Origin of the sequence: Streptomyces parvulus (genome assembly GCF_014648855.1) — a bacterium.
GTDB classification, from domain to species: domain Bacteria; phylum Actinomycetota; class Actinomycetes; order Streptomycetales; family Streptomycetaceae; genus Streptomyces; species Streptomyces parvulus.
This window is the reverse complement of record NZ_BMRX01000014.1, coordinates 139492-154629: the sequence shown is the minus strand read 5'-3', so window position 1 is coordinate 154629 and position 15138 is coordinate 139492. Positions and strand designations below refer to the sequence as shown.

Here is a 15138-nt window from a genome sequence, read left to right as displayed (position 1 = left end):
ACAACGTTGAGGTGAAGAGATGCCGTTGACCCCCGAGGACGTGCGGAACAAGCAGTTCACGACCGTCCGCCTCCGAGAAGGCTATGACGAGGACGAGGTCGATGCCTTCCTCGACGAGGTCGAAGCCGAACTGACCCGACTGCTCCGCGAGAACGAGGACCTGCGCGCCAAGTTGGCCGCGGCGACGCGTGCGGCCGCGCAGAACCAGCAGAACATGCGCAAGCCTCCGGAACCTCCGCAGGACCAGCAGCACGGGCAGCACCCACCGCAGCAGGGCGGCATGCCCCAGCAGGGTGGGATGCCGCAGCAGGGCGGTATGCCCCAGCAGGGCATGCGAGGTCCCGGCGCTCCGGTGCCCGCCGGCATATCGGGCCCGCCGCAGCAGCAGATGGGTGGCCCCATGGGTGGCCCGCCCCAGCTGCCGAGCGGTGCCCCGCAGCTGCCCGCCGGTCCCGGCGGACAGGGCCCGCAGGGTCCCGGCCCGATGGGTCAGGGTCCCGGGCCGATGGGCCAGGGCCCGGGTCCGATGCAGGGCCAGATGGGTCCCGGTCCGATGGGCGGCCCCATGGGCGGTCCGCAGGGTCCCGGCGGCCCCGGCATGCCGGGTCAGGGCGGTCCCGGTGGCGACTCCGCCGCCCGTGTCCTCTCGCTGGCCCAGCAGACCGCCGACCAGGCGATCGCTGAGGCGCGTTCCGAGGCCAACAAGATCGTCGGTGAGGCGCGTTCGCGTGCCGAGGGTCTGGAGCGGGACGCCCGTGCCAAGGCCGACGCCCTGGAGCGGGACGCGCAGGAGAAGCACCGCGTCGCGATGGGCTCCCTGGAGTCCGCCCGCGCCACGCTGGAGCGCAAGGTCGAGGACCTGCGCGGCTTCGAGCGCGAGTACCGCACGCGGCTGAAGTCCTACCTGGAGTCGCAGCTGCGTCAGCTGGAGACCCAGGCGGACGACTCGCTCGCCCCGCCGCGTACGCCCGCGACGGCCTCGCTGCCGCCGTCCCCGGCGCCCTCGATGGCACCGGCCGGCGCGAGCGCCCCGTCCTACGGCGGCAACCAGTCGATGGGTGGTGGGCCGGGTCAGTCCGGTCCGTCCTACGGCGGCGGCCAGCAGCAGATGTCGCCGGCGATGACCCAGCCGATGGCGCCGGTGCGGCCGCAGGGCCCCTCGCCGATGGGCCAGGCGCCTTCGCCGATGCGCGGGTTCCTGATCGACGAGGACGACAACTGAGCCGGCGTACCGACGTCCGGTAGGTAGTACGGCGTAGCAGCCGGCAGCGTTCAGGGCGGGCCCCGGGTTTCTGACCCGGGGCCCGCCCTTGTGCCCGGCACCTTCGCCCCGTGTCTTCCGGTGCCTTTCCGGTGCGACGACGAGGGCCCGCCTCCCCGGCAGGGGGAGGCGGGCCCTCGTCGTGCCGGCCGCTACTGCTTGCGCAGGCGGAACGTCAGGGACAGGCCCTCGTCCGTGAACGGCGCGCCGTAGGCGTCATCGGCCTCGCCCTGGGCGAAGTCCGTGGCGAGGACCTCCTCGGCGATCAGGTCCGCGTGGCCGGACAGGGCGTCGGTCGTCGCCGGGTCCGTGGCCGTCCAGCGCAGGGCGATCCGGTCGGCGACGTCCAGGCCGCTGTTCTTGCGGGCCTCCTGGATCAGGCGGATGGCGTCCCGGGCCAGGCCCGCGCGGCGCAGCTCCTCCGTGATCTCCAGGTCGAGCGCCACCGTCGCGCCGGCGTCGGAGGCCACCGACCAGCCCTCGCGCGGCGTCTCGGTGATGATCACCTCGTCGGGGGCGAGGCTGACGGTCTCGCCGTCGACCTCGACGGAGGCGGTGCCCTCGCGCAGGGCGAGGGACAGGGCGGCCGCGTCCGCCGCCGAGACGGCCTTCGCCACGTCCTGGACCCGCTTGCCGAACCGCTTGCCCAGGGCCCGGAAGTTGGCCTTGGCGGTCGTGTCGACCAGGGAGCCGCCGACCTCGCTCAGGGAGGCGAGCGTTTCGACGTTCAGCTCCTCCGTGATCTGCGTGCGCAGCTCGGGGGAGAGCGCGTCGAAGCCCGCGACCGCGATCAGCGCGCGGCTGAGCGGCTGCCGGGTCTTGACGCCCGACTCCGCGCGGGTGGCGCGGCCCAGCTCGACCAGGCGGCGGACCAGGACCATCTGCTTCGACAGCTCCGGGTCGATCGCGGAGAGGTCGGCCTCCGGCCAGGAGGACAGGTGCACCGACTCGGGGGCGCCCGGGGTGACCGGCACGACCAGGTCCTGCCAGACCCGCTCGGTGATGAACGGGGTCAGCGGCGCCATCAGCCTGGTGACCGTCTCCACGACCTCGTGCAGGGTGCGCAGCGCGGCCTTGTCGCCCTGCCAGAAGCGGCGGCGGGAGCGGCGCACGTACCAGTTGGAGAGGTCGTCGACGAACGCGGACAGCAGCTTGCCGGCGCGCTGGGTGTCGTACGCGTCCAGCGCCTGGGTGACCTGGTCGGTGAGCGCGTGCAGCTCCGAGAGCAGCCAGCGGTCCAGGACCGGGCGGTCCGCCGGCGCCGGGTCGGCCTCGCTCGGCGCCCAGCCCGTGGTGCGGGCGTACAGGGCCTGGAAGGCGACCGTGTTCCAGTAGGTGAGGAGCGTCTTGCGGACGACCTCCTGGATGGTGCCGTGACCGACCCGGCGGGCCGCCCAGGGGGAGCCGCCGGCCGCCATGAACCAGCGGACGGCGTCGGCGCCGTGCTGGTCCATCAGCGGGATCGGCTGGAGGATGTTGCCCAGGTGCTTGGACATCTTGCGGCCGTCCTCGGCGAGGATGTGGCCGAGGCAGACCACGTTCTCGTAGGAGGACTTGTCGAAGACCAGGGTGCCGACCGCCATCATCGTGTAGAACCAGCCGCGGGTCTGGTCGATGGCCTCGCTGATGAACTGCGCCGGGTAGCGGGACTCGAACAGTTCCTTGTTCTTGTACGGGTAGCCCCACTGCGCGAACGGCATCGAACCCGAGTCGTACCAGGCGTCGATGACCTCGGGCACGCGCGTGGCCGTCTTCCCGCACCCGTCCTGCGGGCAGGCGAAGGTCACGTCGTCGATGTACGGGCGGTGCGGGTCCAGGCCGGACCGGTCGGTGCCGGTCAGCTCGGTCAGCTCGGCGCGCGAGCCCACGCAGGTGAGGTGGTCGTCCTCGCAGCGCCAGATGGGCAGCGGGGTGCCCCAGTAGCGGTTGCGGGAGAGCGCCCAGTCGATGTTGTTGTTCAGCCAGTCGCCGTAGCGGCCGTGCTTGACGGAGTCCGGGAACCAGTTGGTCCGCTCGTTCTCCTCCAGGAGGCGGTCCTTGATCTCCGTGGTGCGGATGTACCAGGAGGGCTGCGCGTAGTACAGCAGCGCCGTGTGGCAGCGCCAGCAGTGCGGGTAGCTGTGCTCGTACGGGATGTGCCGGAACAGCAGGCCGCGGGAGTCCAGGTCCTCGGTCAGCTTCTCGTCGGCCTTCTTGAAGAAGACGCCGCCGACCAGCGGGACGTCCTCCTCGAAGGTGCCGTCGGGACGGACCGGGTTGACCACCGGCAGGCCGTAGGCGCGGCAGACCTTGAGGTCGTCCTCACCGAAGGCGGGGGACTGGTGGACGAGACCGGTGCCGTCCTCGGTGGTGACGTACTCGGCGTTGACGACGTAGTGGGCCGGCTCCGGGAACTCGACCAGCTCGAAGGGGCGCTGGTACGTCCAGCGCTCCATCTCGGCGCCGGTGAAGGACTGCCCGGTGGTCTCCCAGCCCTCGCCGAGGGCCTTGGCGACCAGGGGCTGGGCGACGACGACCTTCTCGTCGCCGTTGGTGGCGACGACGTAGGTGACGTCCGGGTGCGCGGCCACCGCGGTGTTCGAGACGAGGGTCCAGGGCGTGGTCGTCCACACCAGGAGGGCGGCCTCGCCGGCCAGCGGGCCGGAGGTGAGAGGGAAGCGGACGTAGACGGACGGGTCGACGACCGTCTCGTAGCCCTGCGCCAGCTCGTGGTCGGACAGGCCGGTGCCGCAGCGGGGGCACCAGGGGGCGACGCGGTGGTCCTGGACCAGCAGGCCCTTGTTGAAGATCTCCTTCAGCGACCACCAGACGGACTCGATGTACTCGGGGTCCATCGTGCGGTACGGGTCCTGGAGGTCGGCCCAGTACCCCATGCGGGTCGTGAGCTCCTCGAAGGCGTCGGTGTGGCGGGTCACCGACTCGCGGCACTTGGCGTTGAACTCCGCGATGCCGTACGCCTCGATGTCCTGCTTGCCGGAGAAGCCCAGCTCCTTCTCGACGGCCAGCTCCACGGGGAGGCCGTGGCAGTCCCAGCCGGCCTTGCGGCCCACGTGGTAGCCGCGCATCGTGCGGAAGCGGGGGAAGACGTCCTTGAAGACGCGGGCCTCGATGTGGTGCGCCCCGGGCATGCCGTTGGCGGTGGGCGGGCCCTCGTAGAACACCCACTCGGGGCGGCCCTCGGACTGCTCCAGGCTCTTGGCGAAGATCTTCTGCTCGCGCCAGAAGTCGAGCACCGCGTGTTCGAGCGCGGGCAGGTCGACCTGGGCGGGCACCTGGCGGTACTGCGGCTGCGTATTCAACGAGCTTCCTCCGGCGGACGTGCTGCCTTCCGTCGGAGGGACGAGAGACGTGCTCCCGCGGTACCACCCTCCTTGGCTCCCCGGTGCGTCGTGTGCGCCGGTCAGCCCCCTCATTGGGGTCGCGAGCCGGTTCTACTCGCCGAGGCTCCAGGCCACGGCTTTCCTCCGGCGGCTCCGGGGTGATCTTCACGTCGCGCTCGCCCCCGGGCTCACACCGTCCCCGGGTCGCTCTGGGCTGCTGACGCCGCTACTCGTCCCCATCCACGCTTTTCGCTCCGCCCAGTGTACGGCGCCGCGCGGACAGCGGCCGACCCTTTTCCCGGGGTTTCCCGGGGCCCGGCGGGGCCGGCGCCCCACGGCCCCGGCGGCGCCCGGTGTGACCCGAATGCCACCGGCGCGCACACGGCTTCCGGGCGGCCCGGCCGGGGGCGCCCGGGGCGGATTACCGGGCGGGGAGCTGGGCACAACGCATTCATGCTCGCCGCGTGGCGCACGGCGGGCGGGCGAATCGGGCGGCGTGCCCCGTTGCCGCGGGAGCGGAGTCGATTTATCGTCCCAGCACGATTCGCGCGCAAGATCACAATATGTGAAGGGGCCGCGGCCATGGTGGCGAAGAAGACCGCCGAAGAGCAGTCGGAGGCGGCTGCGGAGAAGACCGCCGCCAAGAAGACGACGGCCAGGAAGACGACGGCCAAGAAGACGACGGGCAAGAAGGCGGCCGCGGGGAAGGCCGGCGCCGCGAGGAAGACGTCCGCCGCGAAGAAGAGCGACGCGGCGGCGAGCACCACGGAGCACGGCCCGGCGGAAAAGGCGACGGCGAAGAAGTCCGCGGCCAAGAAGAGCACGGCCGGGAAGAGCACGACGAAGAAGAGCACGGCCAAGAAGGCGGGCGCGGCGCGGGCCGCGGAGCAGACGGGAGCCACGACGGTGGTTGCGAAGAAGACTCCTGGCACGGCCACGGCGGCCAAGACCGCCGTTCCCAAGGCCCGCGGCGCCGCTGCGGACCCCGGTGACCTCGCGGTACGCCCCGGTGAGGAGCCCTGGACCCCGGAAGAGGTCGAGGAGGCGCGCGGCGGGCTCCAGTCCGAGGCCGACCGGCTGCGCACCGAGATCGACTCCGCCGAGCGGTCGCTGCAGGGCATGATGCGGGACTCCGGCGACGGCGCGGGCGACGACGAGGCGGACACCGGCAGCAAGAACATCACGCGCGAGCACGAGCTGGCGCTGGCGGCCACCGCGCGCGAGGTGCTCACCCAGACCGAGCACGCCCTGGAACGCCTGGACGCGGGTACCTACGGCCTGTGCGAGAACTGCGGCAACCCGATCGGCAAGGCGCGCATGCAGGCCTTCCCGAGGGCGACCCTGTGCGTCGAGTGCAAGCAGAAGCAGGAGCGCCGGTACTGAGGCGGTGCCGATCCGCCGCCACCGCGCGCCGGTATGGGTCCTGAGCACGTACGGGACGGAAGGTGTGCCGTACCCTCGTCCTCAGTCAGGTACCTAGGCTGAGGGACTCACGTGGCAGAGGCGGAGCGCATCATCGGTACGCCGGACACCCCGGACGCGGCGGGGGACGGGGAGGAGCGGCCCGAAGCCGATCAGGAGCGCGCTCCCGAGCGACCCCGGGGCAGGCGGCGGATCGCCGTGCTGTTCGCGGTCGCCGCGTTCGCGTACCTGCTCGACCTGGTCAGCAAGATGATCGTGGTCGCCAAGCTGGAGCACAACGAACCGATCGAGATCATCGGGGACTGGCTGAGGTTCGCGGCCATCCGCAACGCGGGCGCGGCCTTCGGCTTCGGCGAGGCCTTCACGGTGATCTTCACGGTCATCGCGGCCGCCGTGATCGTCGTGATCGCCCGCCTCGCCCGCAAGCTGTACAGCCTGCCGTGGGCGGTCGCGCTCGGTCTGCTGCTCGGCGGTGCCCTCGGCAACCTCACCGACCGGATCTTCCGCTCGCCGGGCGTCTTCAAGGGCGCGGTGGTGGACTTCATCGCGCCCAAGCACTTCGCCGTCTTCAACCTCGCCGACTCGGCGATCGTCTGCGGCGGCATCCTGATCGTGATCCTCTCCTTCCGCGGCCTGGACCCGGACGGGACCGTCCACAAGGACTGAGCGTTCGCGGGCGGTGACCGTCCACAGGCATGGAGCGCGCGTTCGGGAGTGTCCGGCCCGTCCTGCATACTCGACGGGTGAGCACGATTCCCGAGATCCGCACCCTGCCCGTGCCCGACGGCCTGGAGGGCGAGCGCGTCGACGCCGCCATCTCCCGCATGTTCGGCTTCTCCCGTACCAAGGCCGCGGAGCTCGCCGCGGCGGGCAAGGTGCAGGTCGACGGTTCGGTGGTCGGCAAGTCCGAGCGCGTGCACGGCGGCGCCTGGCTGGAGGTCGAGATGCCGCAGGCGCCCGCGCCGGTGCAGATCGTCGCCGAGCCCGTCGAGGGCATGGAGATCGTGCACGACGACGAGGACGTGGTCGTGATCGTCAAGCCGGTCGGCGTCGCCGCCCACCCCTCCCCGGGCTGGAACGGGCCGACCGTCATCGGCGGACTGGCCGCCGCCGGGTACCGCATCTCCACCTCCGGCGCCGCCGAGCGGCAGGGCATCGTGCACCGCCTCGACGTCGGCACCTCCGGCCTGATGACGGTGGCCAAGTCGGAGCGCGCGTACACCTCGCTCAAGCGCCAGTTCAAGGAGCGCACGGTCGACAAGCGCTACCACACGCTCGTGCAGGGCCACCCCGACCCGACCAGCGGCACCATCGACGCCCCCATCGGCCGCCACCCGCAGCACGACTACAAGTGGGCCGTCACCGCCGAGGGCAAGCCCTCCGTCACGCACTACGACCTCATCGAGGCCTTCCGCGCCGCCTCCCTGCTCGACGTGAAGCTGGAGACGGGCCGCACCCACCAGATCCGCGTCCACATGGCCGCCCACCGCCACCCCTGCGTCGGCGACCTGACCTACGGCGCCGACCCGGTCCTCGCCAAGCGGCTGCGCCTGACCCGCCAGTGGCTGCACGCGGTCCGCCTCGGCTTCGAGCACCCCGGCACCGGCGACTGGGTGGAGTACGCCAGTGACTACCCCGAGGACCTCCAGCGCGCCCTCGACCTGGTCCGCGAGGAGACCTACGGATGAGCGCCATCGACCCGGCGCCGGACTACGAGGTCCGCGTCGCCGAGGACCCGGCCGACCGCGAGGCCTGCTTCGCGGTGCGCAAGGACGTCTTCGTCGCCGAGCAGCGGGTCCCCGAGGACATCGAGTACGACGCCTACGACGCGGACGCGGTCCACGTCCTCGCGGTCCGGGCGGACGGCGAGGCCCTGGGCACCGGCCGGCTCCTGCACGGTACGGCGGCGGCCGCGAAGAACGGCGACGGCGACCCGGCCGTCGGCTCGCTCGGCCGCCTCGCGGTGACCGCGTCGGCCCGCGGACTGGGCGTCGGCGCGGCGCTGGTGCGGGCGGTGGAGGACGCGGCACGCGCGCGGGGGCTCACCGCGGTGGACCTGCACGCGCAGACCCACGCCCTCGGTTTCTACGAGCGGCTGGGGTACGCGGCGTACGGCCCCGAGTTCCCCGACGCCGGGATACCCCACCGGGCGATGCGGCGCGCCCTGTAGCCCAGGGCGCCGAAACGGCTGGTGGGGCGGGTGGCGTGGCAGGCTTGAGGCCTGCCGTGTGAACGCCGAGACCCCACCGGAGCGGTGACCGTGGATCAGTTGGCCCTGTTGTTCCTGCTGTTGCTCGGGGCCCTGCTCAGCGTCCCCCTCGGCGTCCGGCTCGGGCTGCCGGCGCCGGTGCTGATGACGGTCCTCGGGATCGTCCTCGCCCTGCTCGACTTCGTGCCCAACGTCGACATCCCGCCCGAGATCATCCTGCCGGCCCTGCTGCCCCCGCTGCTGTACGCGGCCGTGCGGCGCACCTCCTGGCGGCAGTTCGCGGCCAACAAGCGGCCCATCTTCCTGCTGGCGGTGGCGCTGGTCTTCCTCACCATGGCCTGCGTGGCCACCGTGGCCCACGCGATCGTCCCCGGGCTGCCGCTCGCCGCCGCCTTCGCGCTGGGCGCGCTGGTGGCGCCGCCGGACCCGGTCGCGGCGACCGCCGTCGCCGGCCAGCTGGGGCTGCCGCGCCGCCTGGTCTCCATCCTGGAGGGCGAGGGGCTGTTCAACGACGTCACGGCGATCGTCCTGTACCACGTGGCCATCGCCGCCGCCGTCAGCGGCACCTTCTCCGCCTGGGAGGCCGGGCTCGACCTGGTGCTGTCCGCCGTCGTCGCCGTCGCCGTCGGGCTCGCGCTCGGCTGGGGCTCCAACAAGCTGATGAGCGTCCTGGAGGACCCGACGCTCCAGATCGGCCTGACCCTGCTGGTGCCGTTCGTCAGCTACGTCGCCGCCGACGAACTGCACGGCTCGGGCGTGCTGGCCGTCCTCACCACCGCGATGTTCCTCGCCGAGTACGCCTCGGACGCGGACGACGTGATGACCAGGCTCGCCGGGCACACCGTGTGGGACGTCGTGGACACCCTGGTCACCGGCGTGGCCTTCGGCCTGATCGGCCTCGAACTGCACAACGCGATCCGCACCGCGTCCGGGCGCTGGACCGAGCTGCTCGGCTGGGCCGCCGCGGTCAGCGCCGTCGTCATCCTGGTCCGGCTGCTGTGGCTGCTGCCCGCCACCTGGCTGACCCAGCGGCTGCACGCGAGACGCGACCAGGACGAGGACATCCCGACCAGCTGGCGGGAGACCGTCGTCATGTGGTGGGCCGGCATGCGCGGCGTGGCCTCGGTCGCGCTGGCCCTCGCCATCCCGCTGGAGACCGATGACGGCGCGGCCTTCCCCAACCGCGAGGAGATCATCTTCATCGCCTTCGGGGTGATCATGGTCACGCTGCTGCTCCAGGGGCTGACCCTGCCCTGGCTGGTGGGCCGGCTCGGCGTACGGGCGGACACCGAGCGGGAGCAGGCCTACGAGAAGGCGCTGGGCCTGCGCGCGGCCAAGGCGGCCAAGCAGCGGCTCAAGGAGATCGAGTCGGTGGAGGAGCTGCCGGACGAGCTGTCCGAGCAGATGCTGCGGCGCGCCTACGACATCGGGATCCGGATCAGCCCGGACCTCGGGGACGAGGAGCGCCGGGAGGCGCAGGAGCAGCGGGCGCGGCGGATCAAGCGCGTCCGGCGCATCCAGGGCGAGATGCTCAGCGCCGCCCGGCACGAGATCCTCGCGGCGCGCAGCGAGCCCGGTTCCGACCCGGAGATCGTGGACCGGGTGCTGCGCCACCTGGACGTGCGCAGCCTGCGCTGAGCGGCGGACCCGGGACGAGCCGGGTCACAGGCTCTTCGTCGGGTGCTCCGGGAAGCGGCGCAATCCTCCCCCGTCGGCGGAGCGGCGGGGCCGGTGGACGCCGTCGCGGGCCGGCCGGAGCGCCGCGTCGGCCGTGTTGACCCGCGGCAGGGCGTACGGGTGCTCCTCGGCCAGCCAGCGGATCATCCCCTCGCGGACCGTGACCCGCACCGTCCAGATGTCGTCCGCGTCCTTCGCCGTCACCAGGGCCCGCACCTGCATGGTGTTCTGGGTGGTCTCCGTGACCGTCAGGTTGTAGTCGCGCCCGTCCCAGGCCGGGCACTCGCGCAGCAGGTCGCGCAGCCGCTCGCGCATCCGGTCCAGCGGCGCCGTGTGGTCGAGGTGCCAGAAGACGGTCCCGGTCATCTGCGGGGTGCCGCGCGACCAGTTCTCGAACGGCTTGGAGGTGAAGTACGACACCGGCATGGTGATCCGGCGCTCGTCCCAGGTGCGCACGGTCAGGTACGTCAGCGTGATCTCCTCGACGGTGCCCCACTCGCCGTCCACCACGACCGTGTCGCCCATGCGCACCATGTCGCCGAAGGCGATCTGGAACCCGGCGAACATGTTGCTGAGCGTCGACTGGGCGGCTATGCCGGCCACGATGCCGAGCAGACCGGCCGAGGCCAGCAGCGAGGCGCCCGCCGCGCGCATCGCCGGGAAGGTCAGGAGCATCGAGGACACGGCGACCACGCCGACGACGGCCGTCACCACCCGCATGATCAGCGACACCTGGGTGCGCACCCGGCGGACCCGGGCGGGGTTGCGCTGGGAGTGGGCGTGCGCGTAGCGGGAGTACGACGTCTCGACGACCGCGGCGGCGATCCGGACCACCATCCAGGCCGCTGAGCCGATCAGTACCAGCGTCAGCGTCCGGCCGACACCCGTGCGGTGGTCCGGGAAGACCTGTGCCTCGACGTAGGACCCTCTCAGCAGGGCCGAGCAGAGCAGGAGCTGGTAGGGCACGCGGGCGCGGCGCAGCAGCCCCCACAGCGGTGTCTCGGGGTGCCGTCCGTCGGCCTTGCGCAGCAACAGGTCGGTGGCCCAGCCGATGACCAGGGTCAGCAGGACCGAGCCGCCGACCACGATCAGCGGGCGGAGTATGGTCTCCATCCCTCGAACGTAACCGCCCGGGGCGTGCCCCGAACCTGTGACTTGCGTCCCGCCCGGGGTGCCGCCGCGCGCCGGGCCGTCACACCCGGCTGGCACGATGGCCCCATGAACATCGTGCTCTTTCACTCGACCCTCGGTCCGAGGCCCGCGGTGCGGCAGGCCGCCGACCGGCTGCGCGACGCCGGGCACCAGGTGTGGACCCCGGACCTCTACGAGGGACGCACCTTCGACACGGTCGAGGAGGGCATGGCCCACCAGGACGGGATCGGCCGGGAGGAGCTGCTCAAGCGGGCGGTGCTGGCCGCCGCCCCCTACTCGGAGCGCGGACTGGTGTACGCCGGGTTCTCGCTCGGCGCGTCCATCGCCCAGACCCTCGCCCTCGGCGACCACCGGGCGCGCGGACTGCTCCTGCTGCACGGCACCTCGGACATCGCGGCCAACGCCTCGGTCGACGACCTGCCGGTCCAGCTGCACGTGGCCGAGCCGGACGCCTTCGAGACGGACGACTGGTTGAGTGCCTGGTATCTCCAGATGGGCCGGATCGGCGCCGACGTGGAGGTGCACCGGTACGCCGGGGCGGGCCACCTCTACACCGACCCCGAGCTGCCGGACTACGACGAGGAGGCGGCCGAGGCCACCTGGCGGGTGGCGCTCGGCTTCCTCGACTCGCTCGGCGAGGGGACGGCTCAGGCGGGCGAGTAGACGCGCTCCACCCGCTGGGTGCCGCTGCGGGTGCGGTAGGAGCGGACCCACCGGGACGTGGCGTCCGGGTCGGTGCGGTCGGAGACGGCGTAGTAGTCCATCTGCGCGCGCTCCGCCGTGATGTCCAGCACGCCGTACCCGTGCCGGTCGGTGTCGACCCAGTGGACGTGCCGGTTCGCGGCCCGGATGACCGGCGCCGCGACCGCCGAGACGGTGCCCTCGGGGACCTTCACGATGTCGTCGAGGTTGTCGGAGGACACCGAGGTGACGACGAACTCCGTGGCGGCGGAGGCGGACAGCGGGTACGTGCCGGCGTTGTACGGCACGTCGTTGGCCCACGCCATGTGGATGTCGCCGGTGAGGAACACGGTGTTGCGGACGGCGTTCGCGCGCAGGTGGGCCAGCAGCTCCCGGCGGTCGTCGGTGTATCCGTCCCACTGGTCGGTGTTGAGGGCGAGGCCCTCCCTGGGCAGGCCGAGCAGCTCGCCGAGCGGCTTGAGCAGCTCCGCGGAGAGCGAGCCGATGGCGAACGGCGCCATCATCACGGGGTTGCCGACCAGCCGCCAGGTGGTGTCCGAGGCGGCGAGGCCGGACTTGAGCCAGTCGAGCTGGGCGCGGCCGGTGAGGGTGCGGTCCGGGTCGTCCACGTCGCCGTTGCCGAGCGCCACCTGCTGGGAGCGGTAGGTGCGCAGGTCGAGGAGCGAGAGGTCGGCCAGCTTGCCGAAGCGCAGCCGCCGGTAGGTGGTGCCGGCGATCGCCGGGCGCACCGGCATCCACTCGAAGTAGGCCTGCTTGGCCGCGGCCTGACGCGCCGCCCAGGGGCCCTCGGCGCCCTCGGTGTGGTTCTCGGCGCCGCCCGACCAGGTGTCGTTGGCGATCTCGTGGTCGTCCCAGATGGCCACGACGGGCGCGGTGGCGTGCAGCGCCTGGAGGTCGGGGTCGGTCTTGTAACGGCCGTGCCGGATGCGGTAGTCGGCGAGCGTGAGGATCTCGTGGGCCGGGGCGTGCGGCCGTACGACGGTGTCCCGGGTGCCGTACTCGCCGGTGCCGTACTCGTAGATGTAGTCGCCCAGGTGCAGCCAGGCGTCCAGGTCGCCGCGGGCCGCGAGATGGCGGTACGACGAGAAGTACCCGGCCTCCCAGTTGGCGCAGGAGACCACGCCGAACCGCAGCCCGGCGACGGCCGCGCCGGCGGCCGGTGCGGTGCGGGTGCGGGCGACGGGGGAGTCGGTGGGGCCCGCGGAGAAGCGGAACCAGTAGTCCGTGGCCGGCGCGAGACCGCGCACGTCCGCCTTGACGGTGTGGTCGGAGCCGGCGGTCGCGGTGACGGAGCCCTTGGCGACGATGTTCGTGAGGGCCTTGTCGGTGGCGACGACCCAGTTCACCGGGGTGTCCGGACCGGCGCCCGAGCCCGGTATGGCCTCGGGCACCGGTGTCACCCGGGTCCACAGCAGGACGCCGTCGGGCAGCGGGTCCCCGGAGGCGACGCCGTGCAGGAAGGCGGGGGCCGCGCCGGCGGCGCCCGCGGGCAGCGCGGCGGCGAGCGGGGCGGCCAGGACGGCGCCGGCCGCCGCGGCCTTGACGACCGTACGGCGGCTGGGAGTTCGGACGCCCGCGGGCACGGCGGACGTCGGGGCGGGTTTCTCGGACGATCTGTGTCGACTGGTCACGGACGATCAGGTTACTGATCGGTATGCGCGCGAGCGGGCGAACTCGCAAAAGTTCGCCCGCTCGTCCGCCGTGCGTCGGTGCGGCGTCACCCCCGGGCGGGGGTCACAGGGAGGTCAGGCACCGATCACTTGGTGACCTTGGCGTCCTTGAGCGCCTTGTCCCACTCGGCGACCGAGCCGGGGTTCTCGATCACCTTGTCGTTGATCTTGATGGTCGGGGTGGACTGGACGCCCTCGGCGGTGTCGAAGGACTTGCTCATCCGCATCGCCCAGGCGTCGTAGGTGCCCTTCTCCACGGCGTCCTGGAACTTCTTGTTGCCCTTGAGGGCGTCGACCGAGTCCGCCACCTTGACCAGGTAGTCGTCCTTGGCGAACTCGTCGCTCGACTCCTCCGGGTGGTACTCGGAGGAGAACAGGGCGGTCTTGTACTCGAGGAACGCCTCGGGGCTCACGTTCAGGGCGGCGCCGAGCGCGCTCAGGGCGTTCTTCGAGCCCTCGCCGCTCAGGTTGCCGTCGAGGAAGGTGCCGATGGTGAAGGAGAGCTTGTAGTCGCCGTCCTTCATGCCCTTGTTGACGCTCTCGCCGATGTTCTGCTCGAAGGAGGCGCAGGCCGGGCAGCGCGGGTCCTCGTAGAGGTGGACGGTGTTGTCGGTCTTGGACTCGCCGATGGTGACCGTGGTGCCGTCCTTGCCCGAGGTGTTGGCCGGGGCCACCACCTTGGCGTCGGCGGCCTTCTCCCACGTCGAGGGCTGGTTGCCCTGGACGACGGCGTAGCTGATGCCGCCGGCTATCGCCAGCACGCCGACGATGGCGGCGGCCACGATGCCCTGCCGCTTGACCTTGTCGCGCTTGGCCTGGCGCTCGCGCTCCTCGCGCAGGCGCTCACGGGCCGCCGTCTTCGCCGCCTGGCTGTTCCGCTTGCTCATGTTGGTGATCTCTCCGGGGACGCGCACACGGGGGTGTGCGGAAACTCGTACGGGGGGCTGCTGCGCGTGTGCTCGGTGACGTCCGGTGACGGGTCACGCGAGGGCGGGCGCGCGCGGCGGCCCGCGCCGTCCCACGGAGTGGGTGAGGATCCGCTCGCGGGCGCCGGTGGTGCCCTCGCCCGGGGCCGCGGGGCGGCGTGCCGCCGGGGCCCGGCGGACACTCACGGCCGCGACCGCGAGCAGCAGCGGCCGGAAGGTGGTGGCGGCCACCGCGCCGAGCAGCTGGGCCAGCGCCCGCTCGCCCTTGCGCAGCCAGGCCGCGGCGAGCAGCCCGACGCCCACGTGCGCGCCCAGCAGCAGCCAGGCGGTGCCGGGATCGGCGTCGGCGAGCAGCGCCGCCATCCGGTCGGTCTCGGCACCGGTCACCCGGGTCAGGGGCGCCGTCACGCCCGCGTGGAGGCCGGTCCCGTCTCCGCACAGCACGTCGAAGCCCACGGAGCGCAGGGGGCCCGCGACGGGGCCGCCCGCACGGCCGTAGCAGACGTGCTGGCCGGTGGTGAACACCGTGTCGGCGGCCAGCTCCAGCGGGATCAGCAGGGCGGCGATCCGCCCGAAGCCGCGCTCGCGCCGCCCGGCCAGGGCGTACGCGATCAGGAACACGGCGGCGGCGACGGCGGCCACCGTGGGCAGCGGCAGCGGAACCCCGGACAGCAGGACGTGCGACGCGGTGCTGAGGGTCACGACGAGTGCCGTGAACAGCGCCGCGCGGACGGCTCTGAGCGGGGTTCCGGATATGTCCATAGCAGTAGAAGAGTGTGTCACGGGGTCCGGTAAGGGA

The 15138-nt window shown here is 72.4% G+C and carries 12 protein-coding genes; 7 read left to right on the top strand and 5 right to left on the bottom strand.

Annotated elements, in window-relative coordinates:
- Window positions 1–19 precede the first annotated feature (19 nt).
- Window positions 20–1222 carry an apical growth/hyphal branching protein DivIVA gene (divIVA, locus tag IE108_RS26875; RefSeq protein ID WP_064727421.1) on the top strand — a complete coding sequence of 401 codons (1203 nt, stop codon included), beginning with the start codon at window positions 20–22 and terminating at the stop codon, window positions 1220–1222.
- A 191-nt stretch (window positions 1223–1413) separates the two neighbouring features.
- Here the strand turns inward: divIVA and ileS are convergent, their stop codons facing one another.
- Entirely contained in the window at window positions 1414–4560 is a 3147-nt protein-coding gene (ileS, locus tag IE108_RS26870) for an isoleucine--tRNA ligase (protein ID WP_079163484.1), read from the bottom strand.
- Between the two features lie 603 nt (window positions 4561–5163).
- On the opposite strand from ileS, the gene IE108_RS26865 reads away from it, so the two are divergent.
- From IE108_RS26865 to IE108_RS26845, 5 genes are all read left to right on the top strand, one after another.
- Window positions 5164–5964: a TraR/DksA family transcriptional regulator gene (locus IE108_RS26865; protein WP_064727419.1), complete on the top strand. Its 801-nt coding sequence runs from the start codon at window positions 5164–5166 to the stop codon at window positions 5962–5964.
- Between the two features lie 111 nt (window positions 5965–6075).
- Complete coding sequence (gene lspA / locus IE108_RS26860; protein WP_064727418.1) at window positions 6076–6669, top strand: signal peptidase II; 594 nt, start codon at window positions 6076–6078, stop codon at window positions 6667–6669.
- Between the two features lie 77 nt (window positions 6670–6746).
- Window positions 6747–7691: an RluA family pseudouridine synthase gene (locus IE108_RS26855; protein WP_064727417.1), complete on the top strand. Its 945-nt coding sequence runs from the start codon at window positions 6747–6749 to the stop codon at window positions 7689–7691.
- Window positions 7688–8173, top strand: a complete 486-nt coding sequence (locus IE108_RS26850) for a GNAT family N-acetyltransferase (protein WP_064727416.1) — start codon at window positions 7688–7690, stop codon at window positions 8171–8173. Before IE108_RS26855 ends, IE108_RS26850 begins: the two co-directional genes overlap by 4 nt.
- Before the next feature lie 90 nt (window positions 8174–8263).
- Window positions 8264–9850, top strand: coding sequence for a Na+/H+ antiporter (locus IE108_RS26845; RefSeq protein WP_064731706.1), 1587 nt, complete (start codon window positions 8264–8266; stop codon window positions 9848–9850).
- Window positions 9851–9874: 24 nt separating this feature from the next.
- Here IE108_RS26845 and IE108_RS26840 read toward each other — a convergent pair whose 3' ends face one another.
- Complete coding sequence (locus IE108_RS26840) at window positions 9875–11002, bottom strand: mechanosensitive ion channel family protein (protein ID WP_064727415.1); 1128 nt, start codon at window positions 11000–11002, stop codon at window positions 9875–9877.
- 105 nt (window positions 11003–11107) lie between these two features.
- On the opposite strand from IE108_RS26840, the gene IE108_RS26835 reads away from it, so the two are divergent.
- Window positions 11108–11704 carry a dienelactone hydrolase family protein gene (locus IE108_RS26835; protein ID WP_064727414.1) on the top strand — a complete coding sequence of 199 codons (597 nt, stop codon included), beginning with the start codon at window positions 11108–11110 and terminating at the stop codon, window positions 11702–11704.
- On the opposite strand, the gene IE108_RS26830 is transcribed toward IE108_RS26835, so the two are convergent.
- The 3 genes from IE108_RS26830 to IE108_RS26820 form a co-directional block, all read right to left on the bottom strand.
- A complete protein-coding gene (locus tag IE108_RS26830; RefSeq protein WP_064727413.1) occupies window positions 11689–13374 on the bottom strand; it encodes an alkaline phosphatase D family protein in 1686 nt (561 codons plus the stop codon). The genes IE108_RS26835 and IE108_RS26830 overlap by 16 nt on opposite strands.
- Before the next feature lie 125 nt (window positions 13375–13499).
- Window positions 13500–14300: a DsbA family protein gene (locus IE108_RS26825; protein WP_064731705.1), complete on the bottom strand. Its 801-nt coding sequence runs from the start codon at window positions 14298–14300 to the stop codon at window positions 13500–13502.
- Window positions 14301–14393: 93 nt separating this feature from the next.
- Window positions 14394–15101 (bottom strand): hypothetical protein, encoded by a 708-nt coding sequence (locus IE108_RS26820; protein ID WP_064727412.1) that lies wholly within the window; start codon window positions 15099–15101, stop codon window positions 14394–14396.
- Window positions 15102–15138 lie beyond the last annotated feature (37 nt).